Here is a 15,227-nt window from a genome sequence, read left to right as displayed (position 1 = left end):
TACCTTCCTTCAATACAATAAAAAAACAAATTATTTAAAATGATATTATTTGCAGATAGTGGCTCTACAAAATGTGACTGGGTTCTTACCAAAGAAAATGGTGAAATCATTCATAAAACCCAAACTCAAGGTATAAACCCTTTTTTACTTTCTGATGACACTATCATAGATATCATAAAGAATGCTGATGTAATACCTCAAAAAAGCAAATTGATTAGTGAGATTCATTTTTATGGTGCAGGTTGTGGTCAAATTGATTGTCAAAAAAAAATAGATCAAGTATTACGATCTATATTCGAGAATGTAAAATCAATAACAATTGAGGAAGACATCATAGGTGCTGTAAAAGCTACAACAACCAAACCAGGCATTGTATGCATACTAGGAACAGGAACAAACTGTTGTTTTTTTGATGGAAAAAAAGTCATTCAAAAATTTCCTGCATTAGGATATCTTCTTGCTGATGAAGGTAGTGGCAACTATTTGGGTAAAAAAATAATCAAAGATTATTTCTTAGGTAAAATGCCGTCTGATATAGCATTACTCTTTAAAAATGATTATGCTTCAGAAATAGACCAACTTTTGGATAAATTATATACAGCCAATCATCCTAATAAATATTTAGCTTCTTATGTTCAGTTTATTTTTAGAAATAGAGGTAACACTTATATAGAAAGTGTATTACATCAAGGTATTTCTGATTTTATCGACACCTACCTCTTTCATTATAAAAAAGAATTATCTCAACACCCCATACATTTTGTAGGCTCTGTAGCCTATTATTCACAAGATATTATAAAAACATTACTAGACAACCAAGGATATCGAGTAAAGAGTTTTGTAAAAAAACCAATAGATCAAGTAGTTAGTCATATTACCACACAAAAAATTAGTCAATAATGAATTTAAGAATCGTACCATTTCTATTTTTAATGATCATGGCTTGTAAAAGCCCTGATACCTCCTCTCCTATCAATAAATCTTTAAGTGTCACTCCCAAGCCACTAATAACAAATACCAAACAAGGGTATTTTGAACTTACCAAAGAGACTGTTTTTGTATGTAGTGATGCATCTTCAAAAATGGTTGCTAATTTTTTTATCGAAAAAATTAAAACGGTAGCTAATCTCACTTTTTCTGTAAGTACAGATACCACCGTTAAAAACAGTATCAAATTAACAAAAGAAGGTACATCAAATTTTGGTGATGAAGAATACCATTTATCTATAGAAGAACAGGGAATACAAATAAAAGCTAAGACCGATAAAGGTTTATTTTATGGTTTGCAAACTTTCTTACAGCTTCTTCCGTTATATGAAAGTGATACCATGGTTCTCCCTATAAAAATACAAGCTGTAGAAATTAATGACAAACCTCGATTTGTATGGAGAGGTATGCATCTTGATGTTTCCAGGCACTTTTTCTCTATCGATTTTATAAAAAAACAACTTGATATATTAGCCTTGTTTAAAATCAATAAATTTCACTGGCATTTGACCGATGATCAAGGTTGGAGAATAGAAATTAAAAAGTACCCTAAACTTACTGAGATAGGATCAAAGAGAAAAAATAATGATGGTTCGTTTCATGAGGGTTATTATACTCAAGAAGAAATCAAAGAAGTGGTTCAATATGCTAAAGAACGATTCATAGATGTTATTCCTGAATTTGATACTCCTGGTCATGCTATTGCAATTTTAGCTGCATATCCTGAACTTTCTTGTCATAAAGACAACTATGAGGTACGAAATTTATGGGGTGTAGAATCTAGCATCCTTTGTGCAGGAAAAGAAGAAACATATAGTTTTATAGAAGATGTGGTCAAAGAACTTTCTGTATTATTCCCTTATGAATATTATCATATGGGAGGAGATGAAGTTCCTAAAGATCAATGGAAAGATTCGCCTTTGTGCCAAGATCTAAAAAAACGTGAAGGTCTTAAAGATGAGAATGAACTTCAAAGTTATTTTATGTCTCGCGTAGAAAAAATCTTATCTAAATATCAGAAAAAAATGATTGGATGGGATGAGATTTTAGAGGGGGGTATTACCCCTACAACAAATATTATGTCCTGGCAAGGTGAAGAAGGTGGTATTAAAGCTGCCAACAAAGGACACGATGTTATTATGACTCCTGCAAAATTTTGTTATTTTAATTTCTATCAAGGAGATTTCAAAGTAGAGCCACTAGCTTTTGGAGGATATATTCCATTAGAGAAAGTATACACCTATGATCCTATACCTAAAGAAATTGAAGAGGATAAGAAAAAACATATTCTAGGGGCACAAGGAAATGTCTGGACCGAGTATACCTATAAAGATGAAACTATAGAATATCTATTATATCCACGTATCATCGCAATAGCAGAAACTACTTGGACTCAGAAAGAAAACAAAAAATATGATGACTTCTTAAATAGATTACACGAGGTATACAACCTATTAGATTATAACAATATAGAGTATCATATACCTCTACCAGAAGGACCAACATCTAATAAGATTGCTTTTATAGATAGTGTAGGTGTATCATTTACAACAACGCACCCTGTAAAAATGGTATATACTACAGATGGAACTAATCCTGATGCTAACAGTAATGTATATACAGACACATTAAATTTCACCAAAAATACAGACCTTAGAATAGCCTCTATCCTAAAAAATGGTAAAATGAGTGCTATAAGAAAAATATCAGTAGTAAAAGAGAAACCTATAGCTCCTGTAATTCTTTCAAAAGAATCAAAGGGATTATTAATGAAGGAGGTAAAAGGATATTTTACAAATATTACAGAAATAAAAGATACAACCAACATACGTACATCAGCAATCACAAAAATCAAAGATGCTAATACTACATATGATTGGGGTCATGAGCTTAACAAAGATAATTTCAAAGCTGTTTTTCTAGATGGGTATATAGATATTCCTGAAGATGGGGTATACTATTTTGCTAGTGCACAAGATCAGGTATGGATCGCAGGACAATTAGTACTTGATTATAACACTCCTCTAAAAAAACATCCTATAGAAAGCTCTATTGCATTACAAAAAGGAAAACATAAACTAAAGATTGTATATCTAAATAACATTGCCAAAGGCTGGGCAACAGATTGGAATACTGTCGAACTAAAATATAGAAAAGCTTCTGAAGAAGATTACCGGGAAGTTGATGAAAATATGATTTTTCATTAAAAGGAGGTACTCTCTTCAGCCATATTCACAAACTCTTAAATTTAAACATTATGGACTTATTTAAAAAGTTGACAATTGTTTTGCTTGTACATGTATTTTTATTTTCGTGTACAAATGAAAACTTAGTTGAGGACGAAGTTCTGGAACCTCAAGATTCTGTATCAAATTCGGTCGGCAAAACCGCTTTAACCAAACCTATTGTACTAGGATATTTTCCTTCCTGGTCAGAGAGTTGGGCAGAACCAGGAAAGGGGTCGACACTTAGAGATATCCCTACCCATGTAACTCATGTTTTTTTAGCATTTGCTAGACCTAATCTTAGATATCAAAAAGGATCTCTGGATATAACGGGTACAGGAATACAAACTCCTTACGGAGGAGAAACTCTAAGGGAATCTGTTGCTGCATTGAAGTCAAAAGGAATCAAAGTAATTCTATCTATTGGTGGAGAAACCTACTGGGGTTCTAATGCGGCTTATGACATTAATTACCAACAAATCAAAGATTTGGTAGATGACATGGGATTTGAAGGTATTGACTGGGATTTTGAGCCTAATGGTAGCTTTGCTACAATTGGTAACCCTGTTAATGTACAACGGTTTATCGAATTCTTTACAAAATCAAGAGCAATCATGCCAAAAGGGCAATATCTAATTGCTTGTGCCCCTGCTGGAGTTGGAGCCTTAGGCGGTCAAAACAATGATGACCCTGCTTCTCCTTATGCATACAGTAAAAGAAATGCTGTTACAGGAGAATCTGATGCTAATTTGTATAATGCGACTACTCCTAATCAAGCAATTAGTTTATATGGATTTGCTACTACAGGACATATGATCCCTGTAATGGAAGCTGTTGGTGATAAAATAGATCTTATTGCTTATCAAGGATATAATACAGGGGCTGCTAGTAACAGAAAAATTATGTACGATGCATACAAATACTATGCAGATAGATATGGTTTTTCTATTGCTGCCGGGGTACATTATCCGAATGAACCATGGGGGCCATATTATGAATATACCTACCAAACTGTAGCTGATTTATCAGCCCACATTGCTGTAAATAATACTGCTAATCATGGTGTCATGATATGGCAATTATTATTGGGTAACACCTCATCTTCTGCTTATGGATATTTATACATATCTAGTCAGATATTAAGTGGTGTATCGCAATCTCAAGCTATTGCTAATGCAGAAAATTACCCGCTTTCTCCTTATCCAGGCGATGGTAATCAACTTCCTTCTGTATCTATAACGTCTCCAACAAATAATCAGAGTGTAACTCAGGGACAAACTATCAATATTACAGCAAATGCTTCTGATACCGATGGATCTATAAGTAAGGTTGAATTCTTTCAAGGAAATACAAAACTGGGAGAAGATACCTCTAGCCCTTATAGTTATTCTTGGGCTAATGCTCCTGTGGGAAGTTACAACCTAACCGCTGTCGCAACAGATAATGCTACTGCTACAGCTACATCTGCTGTTGTATCAGTAACGGTGACTACTAGTGGTGGTAATAACCAAGCACCTATAGTATCAATTACATCTCCTACAAATAATCAAAGCGTAACCCAAGGACAAACAATCAGTATTACAGCAAGTGCATCTGATTTTGACGGTTCTGTAAGCAAGGTTGAATTCTATCAAGGTAATACAAAACTTGGTGAGGATACAAGTAGCCCTTATAGTTATTCTTGGGCTAATGCTCCTGTGGGGAGTTATAATCTAACCGCAGTTGCTACCGATAATGAAAATGCAACGACTACTTCTACTGGAGTATCAATTACTATTACTCCTTCTGGTGGTGGAGGTTCTTGTGCTGGTGTAGCAAATTGGGCTCCATATCCATCTATCTATAACCAAGGAGATCGTGCAGTATACCAAGGTACTCTATACGAAGCACAAACTGGTCCTTTATGGATTACCCCAGGTAGTGGTGAGCATTGGTGGAAAACCATAGGAACTTGTAATTAACACAAGATATCGTTTTGAAAGCTTCCCCTATAGCCTTTTTTCAAAACAAAAAATAGTATTAAAAATTAGTTTTTGATTGTTAAATCCTCCGACACAATTAAATTGTGAAGGAGGATTTTTTCATACTATCTTTAGTGCTACAACAAAAATTCCATTTCTTTAGAGGTCATTGCTGGAATAAACTCTATTAATTCGTAATCTGCAAGATCATGAATCTTAAATGGGTCTTTCTCTAATATATCTAACAATGCTTCTTTCTTGTCTACAGTAGACAAGATAATGCCTCCATTTCTCGGTTCTTTTCTTCCAGAAGCCAAAAAATGACCTAAATGATACTGTTCTTTTAAAAAAATAATATGATCGTTTAGATAACTATCAATTTTTGTTAATGGCACTTTATAGGTTATATTAATAATATACATACTACTTCTTCAAGTTTTTATAATTTCACTAATCTGTATAAAATAATACATTCATTTTTCATTTACAAAAAACAGCATATATATTCCAAATGTAGTATTAGTTTAAGAAAAAGTAACCTTTCTTAATCCTGAGATTTATCTGGAACTAATAAAGTAGCTCTACCCATTCTATTCCATGCATTTATACAAGTAATCGCCATAAGTACATCTACTACTTTTGTTTCACCCAATACTTGTATTGCTTTTTTATATGTTATATCTGATAGCCCTGCATCTGCAATTAGAGTAACTTCTTCTGTCATTTTAAGAATAAGTTGCTCTTCTGTTGTGAAAAAAGGAGCATCTTCCCACGCTGATAATGCATGAATTCTATATTGTTTTTCTCCTAGCTCTATTGCTTCTTTGATATGATATTGTATGCAAAATGCGCAACCATTAATTTGCGAACCTCGAATATAGATTAATAATAATTCTGTGGTTGTAAGAGATTTTTCTCTTAACATTTTATCTAATTCTAGTAATGGTTTGTAATATTCTGGGGTTACTTGATAAATATTAATCCTTTTTGTACTCATAATAATGTGTTTTTATATATTAATACCACAAAATTATTCAGATAATATTCTATATTTATTAATCAAGATTAAGAAATACACTCCTTCAATCATACCATTCCTAGTAAAAAATGGTTATATATATTATTTCTTTACTCTGATCAGAGTTTCTATATTGATATGGTTTACATTTAACTCTTTGACCTCCTCTACACCTCTAGTTATTAGCGTATCACCAGATATTTCAAATTCAAAACTGAATTGATTATTCTCCCATTCTCTTATATTAAAGTAATCAAGATATTCGGTATATTCATTTTCTTTATAAGTATACCTACCTCCCCCAGCTACATAGATAGTATTGGTAGAATCTTTACCTTGATTTAAATCATGTCTTAAAAAAGAAAAGTGAGATTCATTAAATATTTTGATCATTTCCTGATTTTTTGTGTAATCAGTGGTTATAGTATCATTACCTTTTATGGTAGTACCAGAAATTAATTTCCATGTACCTACTAATGGTGATGTTTTTTCTAAAGAATTTTCTTTTTTTTCGGCTATTGAAGTACAGGACATAAAAGCTGTTATGCCTATCATCAACAAGTATACTTTTTTCATTTTATCTATTATTGTTTTTATCTAAATAATCTTACGAAATTCTTCTCAAACCTATATGGCTAATAATTTCAATCCTTCATTTTTACATTGCATGAGAATATATTTCTTGCCTTTAATCTCAATAGGACTTGCAACTTTTATTTGTAACCCTTGTAACCCTGTGGGTAGTTTTACTGAAAAACTTATGCTCTCTTTTGATGATTCATTCGTCGGTTTTTGTTGATTCTTAAAAAGGAAGTACCCTTTATTGGCATCATATCGTATCGTTTCTACTTCAGCTTCATATAATGAACCTAATCCCATAATATCATCAACTTGATCCCCATCAAAATCCTCTATAATAAAATCTGTTGTTGGACCAAACTGTGCTTGTACTGGTAACGAAGTCATTGCAAAGTCTCCTTTTCCATTATTAACAAGCAATACGGTACTAAAATTTGTTACGGTATAATGAGTTGCTTCTTGTAGGTCTGCATCTCCGTAGATATCAGACAAAGATGCATCGGCAAACGCCCCATACGTTTTGAATTTGTTTTTTAACATAGGTAACTGCTCAGAAGAACATTCTTTTCCTCTTACTGGTAGTAATAATCCTGTTTTAGATTCTTTACTTAAAATTATATCTAAACTTCCGTTATTATCAAAATCTTTGGCATATACATGCAATGGTTTATCTTTTTTAGGATGGTACTTGGTGTTTTCTCCTATATTTCCTATCAAATAATCTATGTCGCCATCTTTATCAATATCAATAGACTCTATTGTAAAGTACCATCCATAAGAGTTCTCTAATATGGTGTTACTTTTTTTAGAAAACACACCTTTTTCATTATCAAAAATAGTTATTGGCATCCACTCTCCTACTACCAACAAATCCTTATCTCCATCTCCATCATAGTCAGAAAAAATAGCTTCACTTACCATACGTAAATTTTCAAAACCTTTTGTTATGTCTTGGGTTACGTTGACAAAAGTTCCTTTATCATTTCTTAACATATACGAAGATGATGCTATCGGATACTTACCTGGTACTCCTCCTCCTCCTACAAAAAGATCTAGATCTCCATCTTTATCAAAGTCATATGTTGCAATAGTGGATGACACTGATTTCATCTCTGGAAGCGCCTCTCCTTTTCTAAAATTTCCTTTTCCGTCATTGATATAGATTCTATCTTGAAGCCATTTGCTATTTTGTGCATCTTCATAACTTCCACTAGCAACATACAAGTCCAGATCGTTGTCATTATCTATATCAAAAAATAAAGCTTTATTATCTTCAAACTCTATATCACTCTGAAAAACAGAACTACTAGACTCTCTAAATGTTCCATCCTTTTTTTGTAGATATAATGAGGCTGATGCTCCTTTGGCATTTCCTACAAAGAAATCGTCCTTACCGTCATTATTTACATCTGCAACAGCAAGGGCTTTTCCTTTTTCACTTTGCTTTTGTGGTAATAACAATTGGAGTTCATAATCATTAAAATTACGTTCTTTATTTTTATAAGTTATTCCAAATTGAGTAGCGTCCAGAATTACTTCTTTAGTTTCTTTGCTTTTAGAAATAGCTTTTGTTATTGTTGATTTTTTCTGATCTATGGTAAGCATCTGATTAGCTTCTACATTTTTGAAAGCACTATAAGTACCTTCTGGCCATTTTATCAATATGCTATCAATTGTAGTTATATCTCCTACTCCAAAATGTAATCGTTGAGTAACAGAGGATTGAAATCCTCTTACAGGATAATATTCCTTTGATTGTTGTTGTTCTTTTGTATAGACATTAATTTTTGCTCCTATACTATTTGGATTTTTATTACTCCCTAAAAGAGTTATAGAAATATAGTTCTTCTTTTGGTTATTTTTATAAACACTTGCTATTTGCATTTGATTATTAAGAACTAGATCAAGATCCCCATCATTATCAAGATCTGCATAGGCCACTCCGTTTGAGTTTACTTTTTTATCTAATCCCCATTTTTGATCCGCTTCTACAAAAGTTAAATCTCCATTATTAATAAACATTTTATTACTTATCTTGGTAGAAGGCATCATTCCTATAGCTTCTTCTAGCGTAACTTTTTTTCTATTCAGAATGTTCGTTTTCATTCTATTTCTAAAATCCTGATTAGATAAATCATGGTGTATCCCATTGGTAACAAAAAGGTCATTAAACCCATCGTTATTAAAATCTGCTAATACAGGTGCCCAGCTCCAATCTGTTTTTGCTATTCCTGATAGTTGCCCAATCTCACTAAATACTCCATTACCTAGATTGACTTGTAGCATATTAGACATATATTGATGATGATAGCCTGATCTCACTAGCTCATTAAAATTTTCGGTACTCATCGTTGCCATGTTTTCTTTGCTTCTTTTATGATCTGCCGCTACCATATCCAACACTACCAAATCAGGTTTCAGGTCATTATTTATATCTGCAAAATCAGATCCCATACTATTGGCTGCTATATGGTCAAATGTATTGAGTATTGTATTGGTAAATGTACCATTGTGGTTATTTATATATAGAAAATCTGATTCTAAAAAATCATTTGCTACATAAATATCTGGCCAATTATCATCATTAAAATCTCCTATAGAGGCACTCAAACCCCATGCTTTATTCAATAATCCCGATTTTTGAGTTATGTCTTTAAATTTTCCGTTGATATTCTCAAATAGCTGATCTGTACTTTCTGGACGATAATCTTGTTGAATTCTGGGATCTATGGTTACATTATTATTAAAATCTGGTCTATGGTTCAATAAATAGATATCTATATCACCGTCTTTATCAAAATCAAAGTAGTATGCCTGAGTAGAAAAAGCACTAGAAGCTACTCCATATTGATCAGCTTGCTCTTTAAAAGAACCATCTTTCTGATTGATATATAATTTATTCTTTCTTTTTATAGGGTTTTTTAATGCTCCTGCTTTACACACATAGATATCCAACCAACCATCTGCATTAATATCTACCATAGAAACTCCTGTAGACCAACCTTCATGATCTGTAACTCCTGCTGCTTCTGTAATGTCCTCAAATATAAAATCTCCTTTATTCAAATACAGTTTATTACTACCTTGATTTGAACTAAAATATATATCTTCAAAACCATCATTATTAATATCTCCTACAGATACGCCTCCTCCATTATAGATATATGAATAATTTAGAAAATTAAAATACAGTGTTTCTTCTATTTTATTTTTGAAACCAATAGTACTTTGTGTTTCAGGAATTGTTTCAAAAATAGGGTTCTCTACTACTTCTTTATCTTCTTTTTTGGTGACTGTTTTTTTTGAATTCTGTTTTTTTGAACAGGCAGAAAACACTAGAACAAATACTAGTAAGTATGATATTTTATGCATGGTTTTTTTAGATAATTTACGACTCCCCTCTGGAAATACTGAAAATAGGAAACATTTTATTTGATTATAAACTTATCTCCCAAACAACTTATTTTTATAGACAAACAACATCTGCCTATAAACAAATGTAAGCAAAGTAAAATTACGTATTATCTCAATATGATAATTCTCTACTTACATAAAGAGAGATATTTTATAGAATATTGTATTTTGGTCGTAGACATTAGATTTTTTATAAATAAACACTTACAGATTTGCGAATTACAAAACTTGCTTTTTCCTTATTCTTACTAGTATGTACATTAGGATGTAAGAACAATCAACCTCAACATGACGCATATAAATTCACAAACGAACTAATTGATGAGACCAGTCCTTATCTACTACAACATGCTCATAACCCTGTTGATTGGAGAGCTTGGAGTGACGAGGCTCTCAAAGAAGCTGAACAAAGTAATAAATTAGTGGTTGTAAGTATTGGATATTCTTCTTGCCATTGGTGTCATGTAATGGAAAAAGAAACATTTACTGATGAAGGTGTTGCCAAATCGATGAATGCTAACTTTGTAAATATCAAAGTTGATAGAGAAGAGCGACCAGATTTGGATCAGTTATATATGACCGCGGTACAACTAATGCAGGGTAATGGTGGGTGGCCTCTTAATGTTATCATTCTTCCTAATGGTAAACCTGTATACGGAGGAACGTATCATACCAAAGAACAATGGACAGAGGTACTAGCCAAACTTAATGAGTTATATAAAAAAGATCCAGAAAAACTTAATAAATACGCTAATTCGATCGCTGCAGGAATTCGAGCAACCAACCTTATTGAACCTCAAGAAAAAATAACGAAATTCTCTAAAGACACATTGAGTCTTAGTGTCAAAAAATGGCAAAAAAAATGGGATACTATCTCAGGAGGGAATATCGAAAATCAAAAGTTTATCAGACCACAAAGTCTTGATTTCTTAATTGATTATGCTCAATTAACTAATGACCAAGAAACCAAAAAGCATGTTATAAATACGCTAGACAACATAATTTCTGGAGGAATCTATGATCATATTGGGGGAGGTTTTTTTAGATACAGTACTGATCCACATTGGAAAGTTCCTCATTTTGAAAAAATGCTCTATACCAATGCGCAATTAATAAGTTTATATGCCAAGGCTTATACTATTTATAAAAACCCATTATACAAAAGAGTAGTGATGCAAACCATTACTTTTTTGGAACGTGAAATGAAAAGCCAAGCTGGAGGGTATTATGCTGCTATCGATGCCGATAGTCAGGGTACAGAAGGTGGATACTACCAATGGAACAAAAAGGATTTGCAACACATTTTAAAAAATGAATATTCAAATTTCACAAAATATTACACGCTTGATACTCCCGAAGATACTGCAACAAATACAGCAGTAATCATTACTCAAGCTTATAATGATAGTCTTTTTGCTATTCAGAATGATATTTCTATAAGACAGCTTACTTCTTTAAAAAATAGCTGGCAAAAAACTCTTCTTACAAAAAGACAAGAAAGAACATCTCCTGCTATTGATGATAAAATTATCACATCATGGAACGCCTTATTGATAAAGGGTTTTATTGATGCTTACAAAGCTTTTGAAAATCAGGAATATTTGGACAAAGCTATTGCATTGTCTAGTTTTATTAAAGAGAATAATACCTCAGATAGTTTTCTTGTACACAGTTATAAAAAAGGAGATAAGAAACAAGAAGGTTTTTTAGAAGATTATGCATTTCTTACTGATGCATGTATCGATCTATATAGCGCTACTTTGGATACCAAATATCTCGATCTAGCAAATGAATTGCATAAAACTGTTACAGCACATTTTACAGATAAGGTTACCCCCATGTATACTTATACAAGAGAAAGCAAATTGATCTCTCCTCTTATCAAAGTTGATGACGGTGTTATACCATCACCTAATGCTGTTATGGCTCATAATCTAAAAAAACTAGGGATTTTAAATTACAATACTGATTTCACAAAAAAATCTGATCAGATGTTATCTGCTATGAATGCATATGTAAATGATAATGCCAAAGATTTTTCAAAGTGGAGTGCTTTGCAACTCAATACAATTTATCCTTTTTATGAGATTGTGATTGTAGGGCCAAAAGCTGATTCTATTGCCAAAGTTTTTAGTTCACTCTATCTTCCTAATACTATTGTGGTGGGTAGTACTGTAGAAAGTACATTGCCTATTTTTAAAAATAAATATGTAGAAAATGAAACGTTTATTTATGTCTGTCAAGAAGGTGCATGTAAACTTCCTGTGCAAAGTATAGATATGGCGCTAAAACAGTTGTAATCGAGATTCTTTATGAACTTTTTGAAAATAGAACACCTATAGTTTTTCTAAATTTATAATAATTGATTACTCCAAATCCAACGTTTTTTATCTCCTATATACCCACTTATATAATCTAAAAATTCATGTACTAAATCACTTTTAGCCTCTAAGTCCAATGTTTGGTATACTTTTGCGATAAAATGTACTGTATCATACGTGTCTTGTTGAGATAGCCCGAATTTCTTATATTTTACTAAACAAGAATGTCCTTTTTTTGCAAGTTTATCAAAATTTGAATCATCAAAACAATTTATAAGTTGTTGTATTTCGTTGATTAACTCTGATTCCATTTGTGTTAGATTTTCTTTTTTGGTAATCTGTAATATTTTTCCTTTAACAATAGGGGTTATTACTGTTGTAAACATATTGGTTATGCCACTTTTTGAGAGTAGTAAATTTGCTAAATCATCAGGGGATTTTACTTTTTGCAGGTGATAAGATGGTTGATGATCTATATATGTAAAGCAATAATAATCACCTGCAATACTTGTATTTTTATCCAATTCAATATTTCTGCCTTTGGTAGGCACACCAGATGCTTGATGAATTTGCAAGGTATCATTTAGAAGACTATTCTCTTGATCAAAAAGCATCCATTCCCACAATTCTTGGATTGTAAAATTACCCTCTATTTCTTTAAAAAATGTGGTGGATAATTGTTGTAAAACAGCTATTAAATTGTAATTCATTCCTTTAATTTTCAGGGACTACTTTCCCTTCTTGATTTACTTTTTTTAAAATCCAAAGAAGGCCTTCTAATACTATATTATGGTGTGTTACATACTCATCCTTTTTCTTAGTATGAACAAGTGTTAATTTGGGGTAGGAAACCATAAAATGATTTGAGGTTATACTTCTTTGAATTATTACGGATTCTTTAGCTTTACTAAAATAAACTTCTATCGTTTCTGAACCGATTAAGTCAATTTTTGCTTGCCCATATCTGTTTTTTAAATCTAGAAATAAGTCTTCCATATTGAATAGTCTATAGGACTTACTGATTAGTCCAATCGTTTTGTTCTACTATTTCTATCTTAGTAATATTGTTTAGATCAATATCAATAATTGCTCCTGTATCTCCATAGCAAATTAGGTGTTCGTTTTTTACTTCTGCTTTATTGATAGGGTTTGAAAATGTAAAAAAGATGACCCAATTTAATTCTCCGTTTAATGCTATAGAGGCAATATAACCTTCATTCCCCATTGCTCCATCTCCAAATACAAATTTTTGATTTTCATACTCAAACGCTCCGTGAAAAATATCTACCTCTGTCCAAATATCTTCGTTATGCCTTTCAATACCTGTAAGTGTAGTATCACATAGTGGAAACCAATACCTTTTTACTTCTTTTGTTTCACTATCTTTTACGCAGTATGTATCGCCCATAATTACACTACCGTCTCCATATGTAATACAGTCATACCCGATGACTGCACCTTCTTTCCATTTCTCTTGTATCTTTTTATTCATTCTTACATCATCTTCTAGAAATTCTAATTCGTTAAAATTTATTTTTTCTATTTCCTGGATAAAACGCTTAGCTAGATTATCTAAAAAGTGGTTTACTTCTTTTATTTTTTCTGCTACAAAGGCAGCATCGTTTAGTAGGTCTATTTTTATTTTTTCAGGTTGTATTGGTTGTAATGCATCATTAAACGAATTACCAAATTGGTATTTAAAATGAACTTCATCTTTGGCTATTTCTATATTAACAAAGGCTATTAAAAAATGTGGTTTTACTGTTTTGTTTGACCATTGGTAATCATCAAAGTCTAATTCTAATCGCCATTGCGAATTCCCTCCCCAAGTGGTATATTCAAATTGATAAATAATAGGTAATGGGTGCTGAAATTTTCTATCTTTTAAAATTTGACTGTATATCGGAGTAATACGTTGTTTTATTTTGGGTAGCTGTTCTCTTAAAATTGTATTGAGCATGATATAAAACTCACTTCTTTTTACAATTTCTAAGTTATTCATATTTTAAATAGTTTTTGTCCAACTTTTATAATACCAATCACCATTATTAGGTATATGGTGCTCTGGGCAATCAAAGGTTTCTTGAACCGAAAATATATTTCCTTCGTCCATAGCTTCTTTAGTCCATATATCTAACAGATCATGTTTATCGTTTACTCGCTTTAATTCTTTTTTGAAATTTTTAAAACAATATATATTTCCAAACATTCCATTGCCATACGGGCTGTAATTACTGTACTTACAACTTAAACAGGTTTTTAGATAGATGTTTTCAGGTAATTGTTTTTGCAAAGCAATTAAAGCGTCTTCCATCCATTCTAACTTGTTTTTAACTCCAAATTCACCAAAAGATGTGGTTATTAGCAAACTGTTTATTTCACTATCTACTTCTTCTATTGTTGTGGTTTCTCCTACTTCAATATAAGCGATTAAGGTTTCTGTAAATGTATTCTTAGTAACTGCATTAAAAAGTAGTATAGGAATTTGAATTGTAAGCCTAAAGTTGGTTAAATCACCTGAACCATCTGCAAATAGTTCATAATCAAATTTTGTTTCATCAATTTCAGTAGCAGTTAATATCTCAAAATCATGACCTTCAAAGTCAATACCTCGTAAAGTAAAAAACATATCACTCCCATCTGATTTTATATAGATAGTTTCTGCTCCTCTTTTGTCTTGATATGTTGCTAAATATTCTCGCATAGTCCTTTTCTTTCAACA

At 32.0% G+C, this 15,227-nt stretch carries 12 protein-coding genes; 4 read left to right on the top strand and 8 right to left on the bottom strand.

What is annotated here, in order from left to right:
* Positions 1 to 39: 39 nt before the first annotated feature.
* From DG508_RS20070 to DG508_RS20060, 3 genes are read left to right on the top strand one after another with little or no spacing between them, the layout of a single operon-like run.
* A complete protein-coding gene (locus DG508_RS20070; RefSeq protein ID WP_108870080.1) occupies positions 40 to 900 on the top strand; it encodes a BadF/BadG/BcrA/BcrD ATPase family protein in 861 nt (286 codons plus the stop codon).
* A complete protein-coding gene (locus DG508_RS20065; protein WP_108870078.1) occupies positions 900 to 3,194 on the top strand; it encodes a family 20 glycosylhydrolase in 2,295 nt (764 codons plus the stop codon). The genes DG508_RS20070 and DG508_RS20065 overlap by 1 nt, the downstream gene beginning before the upstream one ends.
* Before the next feature lie 50 nt (positions 3,195 to 3,244).
* Entirely contained in the window at positions 3,245 to 5,173 is a 1,929-nt protein-coding gene (locus DG508_RS20060) for an Ig-like domain-containing protein (RefSeq protein ID WP_108870076.1), read from the top strand.
* Between the two features lie 137 nt (positions 5,174 to 5,310).
* Here DG508_RS20060 and DG508_RS20055 read toward each other — a convergent pair whose 3' ends face one another.
* From DG508_RS20055 to DG508_RS20040, 4 genes are all read right to left on the bottom strand, one after another.
* On the bottom strand, positions 5,311 to 5,595 hold the full coding sequence (locus tag DG508_RS20055; protein ID WP_103865986.1) for a YciI family protein: 285 nt from the start codon (positions 5,593 to 5,595) through the stop codon (positions 5,311 to 5,313).
* Positions 5,596 to 5,717: 122 nt separating this feature from the next.
* Positions 5,718 to 6,170, bottom strand: a complete 453-nt coding sequence (locus DG508_RS20050) for a carboxymuconolactone decarboxylase family protein (RefSeq protein WP_103865987.1) — start codon at positions 6,168 to 6,170, stop codon at positions 5,718 to 5,720.
* A 123-nt stretch (positions 6,171 to 6,293) separates the two neighbouring features.
* Positions 6,294 to 6,767 carry a hypothetical protein gene (locus DG508_RS20045; protein ID WP_108870074.1) on the bottom strand — a complete coding sequence of 158 codons (474 nt, stop codon included), beginning with the start codon at positions 6,765 to 6,767 and terminating at the stop codon, positions 6,294 to 6,296.
* 51 nt (positions 6,768 to 6,818) lie between these two features.
* The gene (locus tag DG508_RS20040) at positions 6,819 to 10,142 is read right to left on the bottom strand and encodes a VCBS repeat-containing protein (RefSeq protein WP_108870063.1); all 3,324 of its coding nucleotides are present in this window, start codon (positions 10,140 to 10,142) and stop codon (positions 6,819 to 6,821) included.
* 254 nt (positions 10,143 to 10,396) lie between these two features.
* On the opposite strand from DG508_RS20040, the gene DG508_RS20035 reads away from it, so the two are divergent.
* Entirely contained in the window at positions 10,397 to 12,484 is a 2,088-nt protein-coding gene (locus DG508_RS20035) for a thioredoxin domain-containing protein (RefSeq protein ID WP_108870061.1), read from the top strand.
* Between the two features lie 53 nt (positions 12,485 to 12,537).
* Here the strand turns inward: DG508_RS20035 and DG508_RS20030 are convergent, their stop codons facing one another.
* Genes DG508_RS20030 through DG508_RS20015 form a run of 4 tightly spaced genes read right to left on the bottom strand, consistent with a single transcriptional unit; the run spans position 12,538 to position 15,209 of the window.
* Complete coding sequence (locus tag DG508_RS20030; RefSeq protein ID WP_108870059.1) at positions 12,538 to 13,215, bottom strand: hypothetical protein; 678 nt, start codon at positions 13,213 to 13,215, stop codon at positions 12,538 to 12,540.
* A gap of 4 nt (positions 13,216 to 13,219) precedes the next feature.
* Complete coding sequence (locus tag DG508_RS20025; protein ID WP_108870057.1) at positions 13,220 to 13,501, bottom strand: hypothetical protein; 282 nt, start codon at positions 13,499 to 13,501, stop codon at positions 13,220 to 13,222.
* A gap of 19 nt (positions 13,502 to 13,520) precedes the next feature.
* The gene (locus tag DG508_RS20020; RefSeq protein ID WP_108870055.1) at positions 13,521 to 14,507 is read right to left on the bottom strand and encodes a hypothetical protein; all 987 of its coding nucleotides are present in this window, start codon (positions 14,505 to 14,507) and stop codon (positions 13,521 to 13,523) included.
* 3 nt (positions 14,508 to 14,510) lie between these two features.
* Positions 14,511 to 15,209: a DUF6304 family protein gene (locus tag DG508_RS20015; RefSeq protein WP_108870053.1), complete on the bottom strand. Its 699-nt coding sequence runs from the start codon at positions 15,207 to 15,209 to the stop codon at positions 14,511 to 14,513.
* Positions 15,210 to 15,227 lie beyond the last annotated feature (18 nt).

This window comes from Aquimarina aquimarini, from assembly GCF_900299535.1.
GTDB classification, from domain to species: domain Bacteria; phylum Bacteroidota; class Bacteroidia; order Flavobacteriales; family Flavobacteriaceae; genus Aquimarina; species Aquimarina aquimarini.
This window is presented reverse-complemented; position numbering and strand designations above follow the sequence as displayed.

Coding starts and splice junctions, on each gene's coding strand:
- DG508_RS20065 (WP_108870078.1), top strand. CDS start 900: ATGAATTTAAGAATCGTACCATTTCTATTTTTAATGATCATGGCTTGT.
- DG508_RS20055 (WP_103865986.1), bottom strand. CDS start 5,595: ATGTATATTATTAATATAACCTATAAAGTGCCATTAACAAAAATTGAT.
- DG508_RS20070 (WP_108870080.1), top strand. CDS start 40: ATGATATTATTTGCAGATAGTGGCTCTACAAAATGTGACTGGGTTCTT.
- DG508_RS20060 (WP_108870076.1), top strand. CDS start 3,245: ATGGACTTATTTAAAAAGTTGACAATTGTTTTGCTTGTACATGTATTT.
- DG508_RS20020 (WP_108870055.1), bottom strand. CDS start 14,507: ATGAATAACTTAGAAATTGTAAAAAGAAGTGAGTTTTATATCATGCTC.
- DG508_RS20050 (WP_103865987.1), bottom strand. CDS start 6,170: ATGAGTACAAAAAGGATTAATATTTATCAAGTAACCCCAGAATATTAC.
- DG508_RS20040 (WP_108870063.1), bottom strand. CDS start 10,142: ATGCATAAAATATCATACTTACTAGTATTTGTTCTAGTGTTTTCTGCC.
- DG508_RS20025 (WP_108870057.1), bottom strand. CDS start 13,501: ATGGAAGACTTATTTCTAGATTTAAAAAACAGATATGGGCAAGCAAAA.
- DG508_RS20045 (WP_108870074.1), bottom strand. CDS start 6,767: ATGAAAAAAGTATACTTGTTGATGATAGGCATAACAGCTTTTATGTCC.
- DG508_RS20015 (WP_108870053.1), bottom strand. CDS start 15,209: ATGCGAGAATATTTAGCAACATATCAAGACAAAAGAGGAGCAGAAACT.
- DG508_RS20030 (WP_108870059.1), bottom strand. CDS start 13,215: ATGAATTACAATTTAATAGCTGTTTTACAACAATTATCCACCACATTT.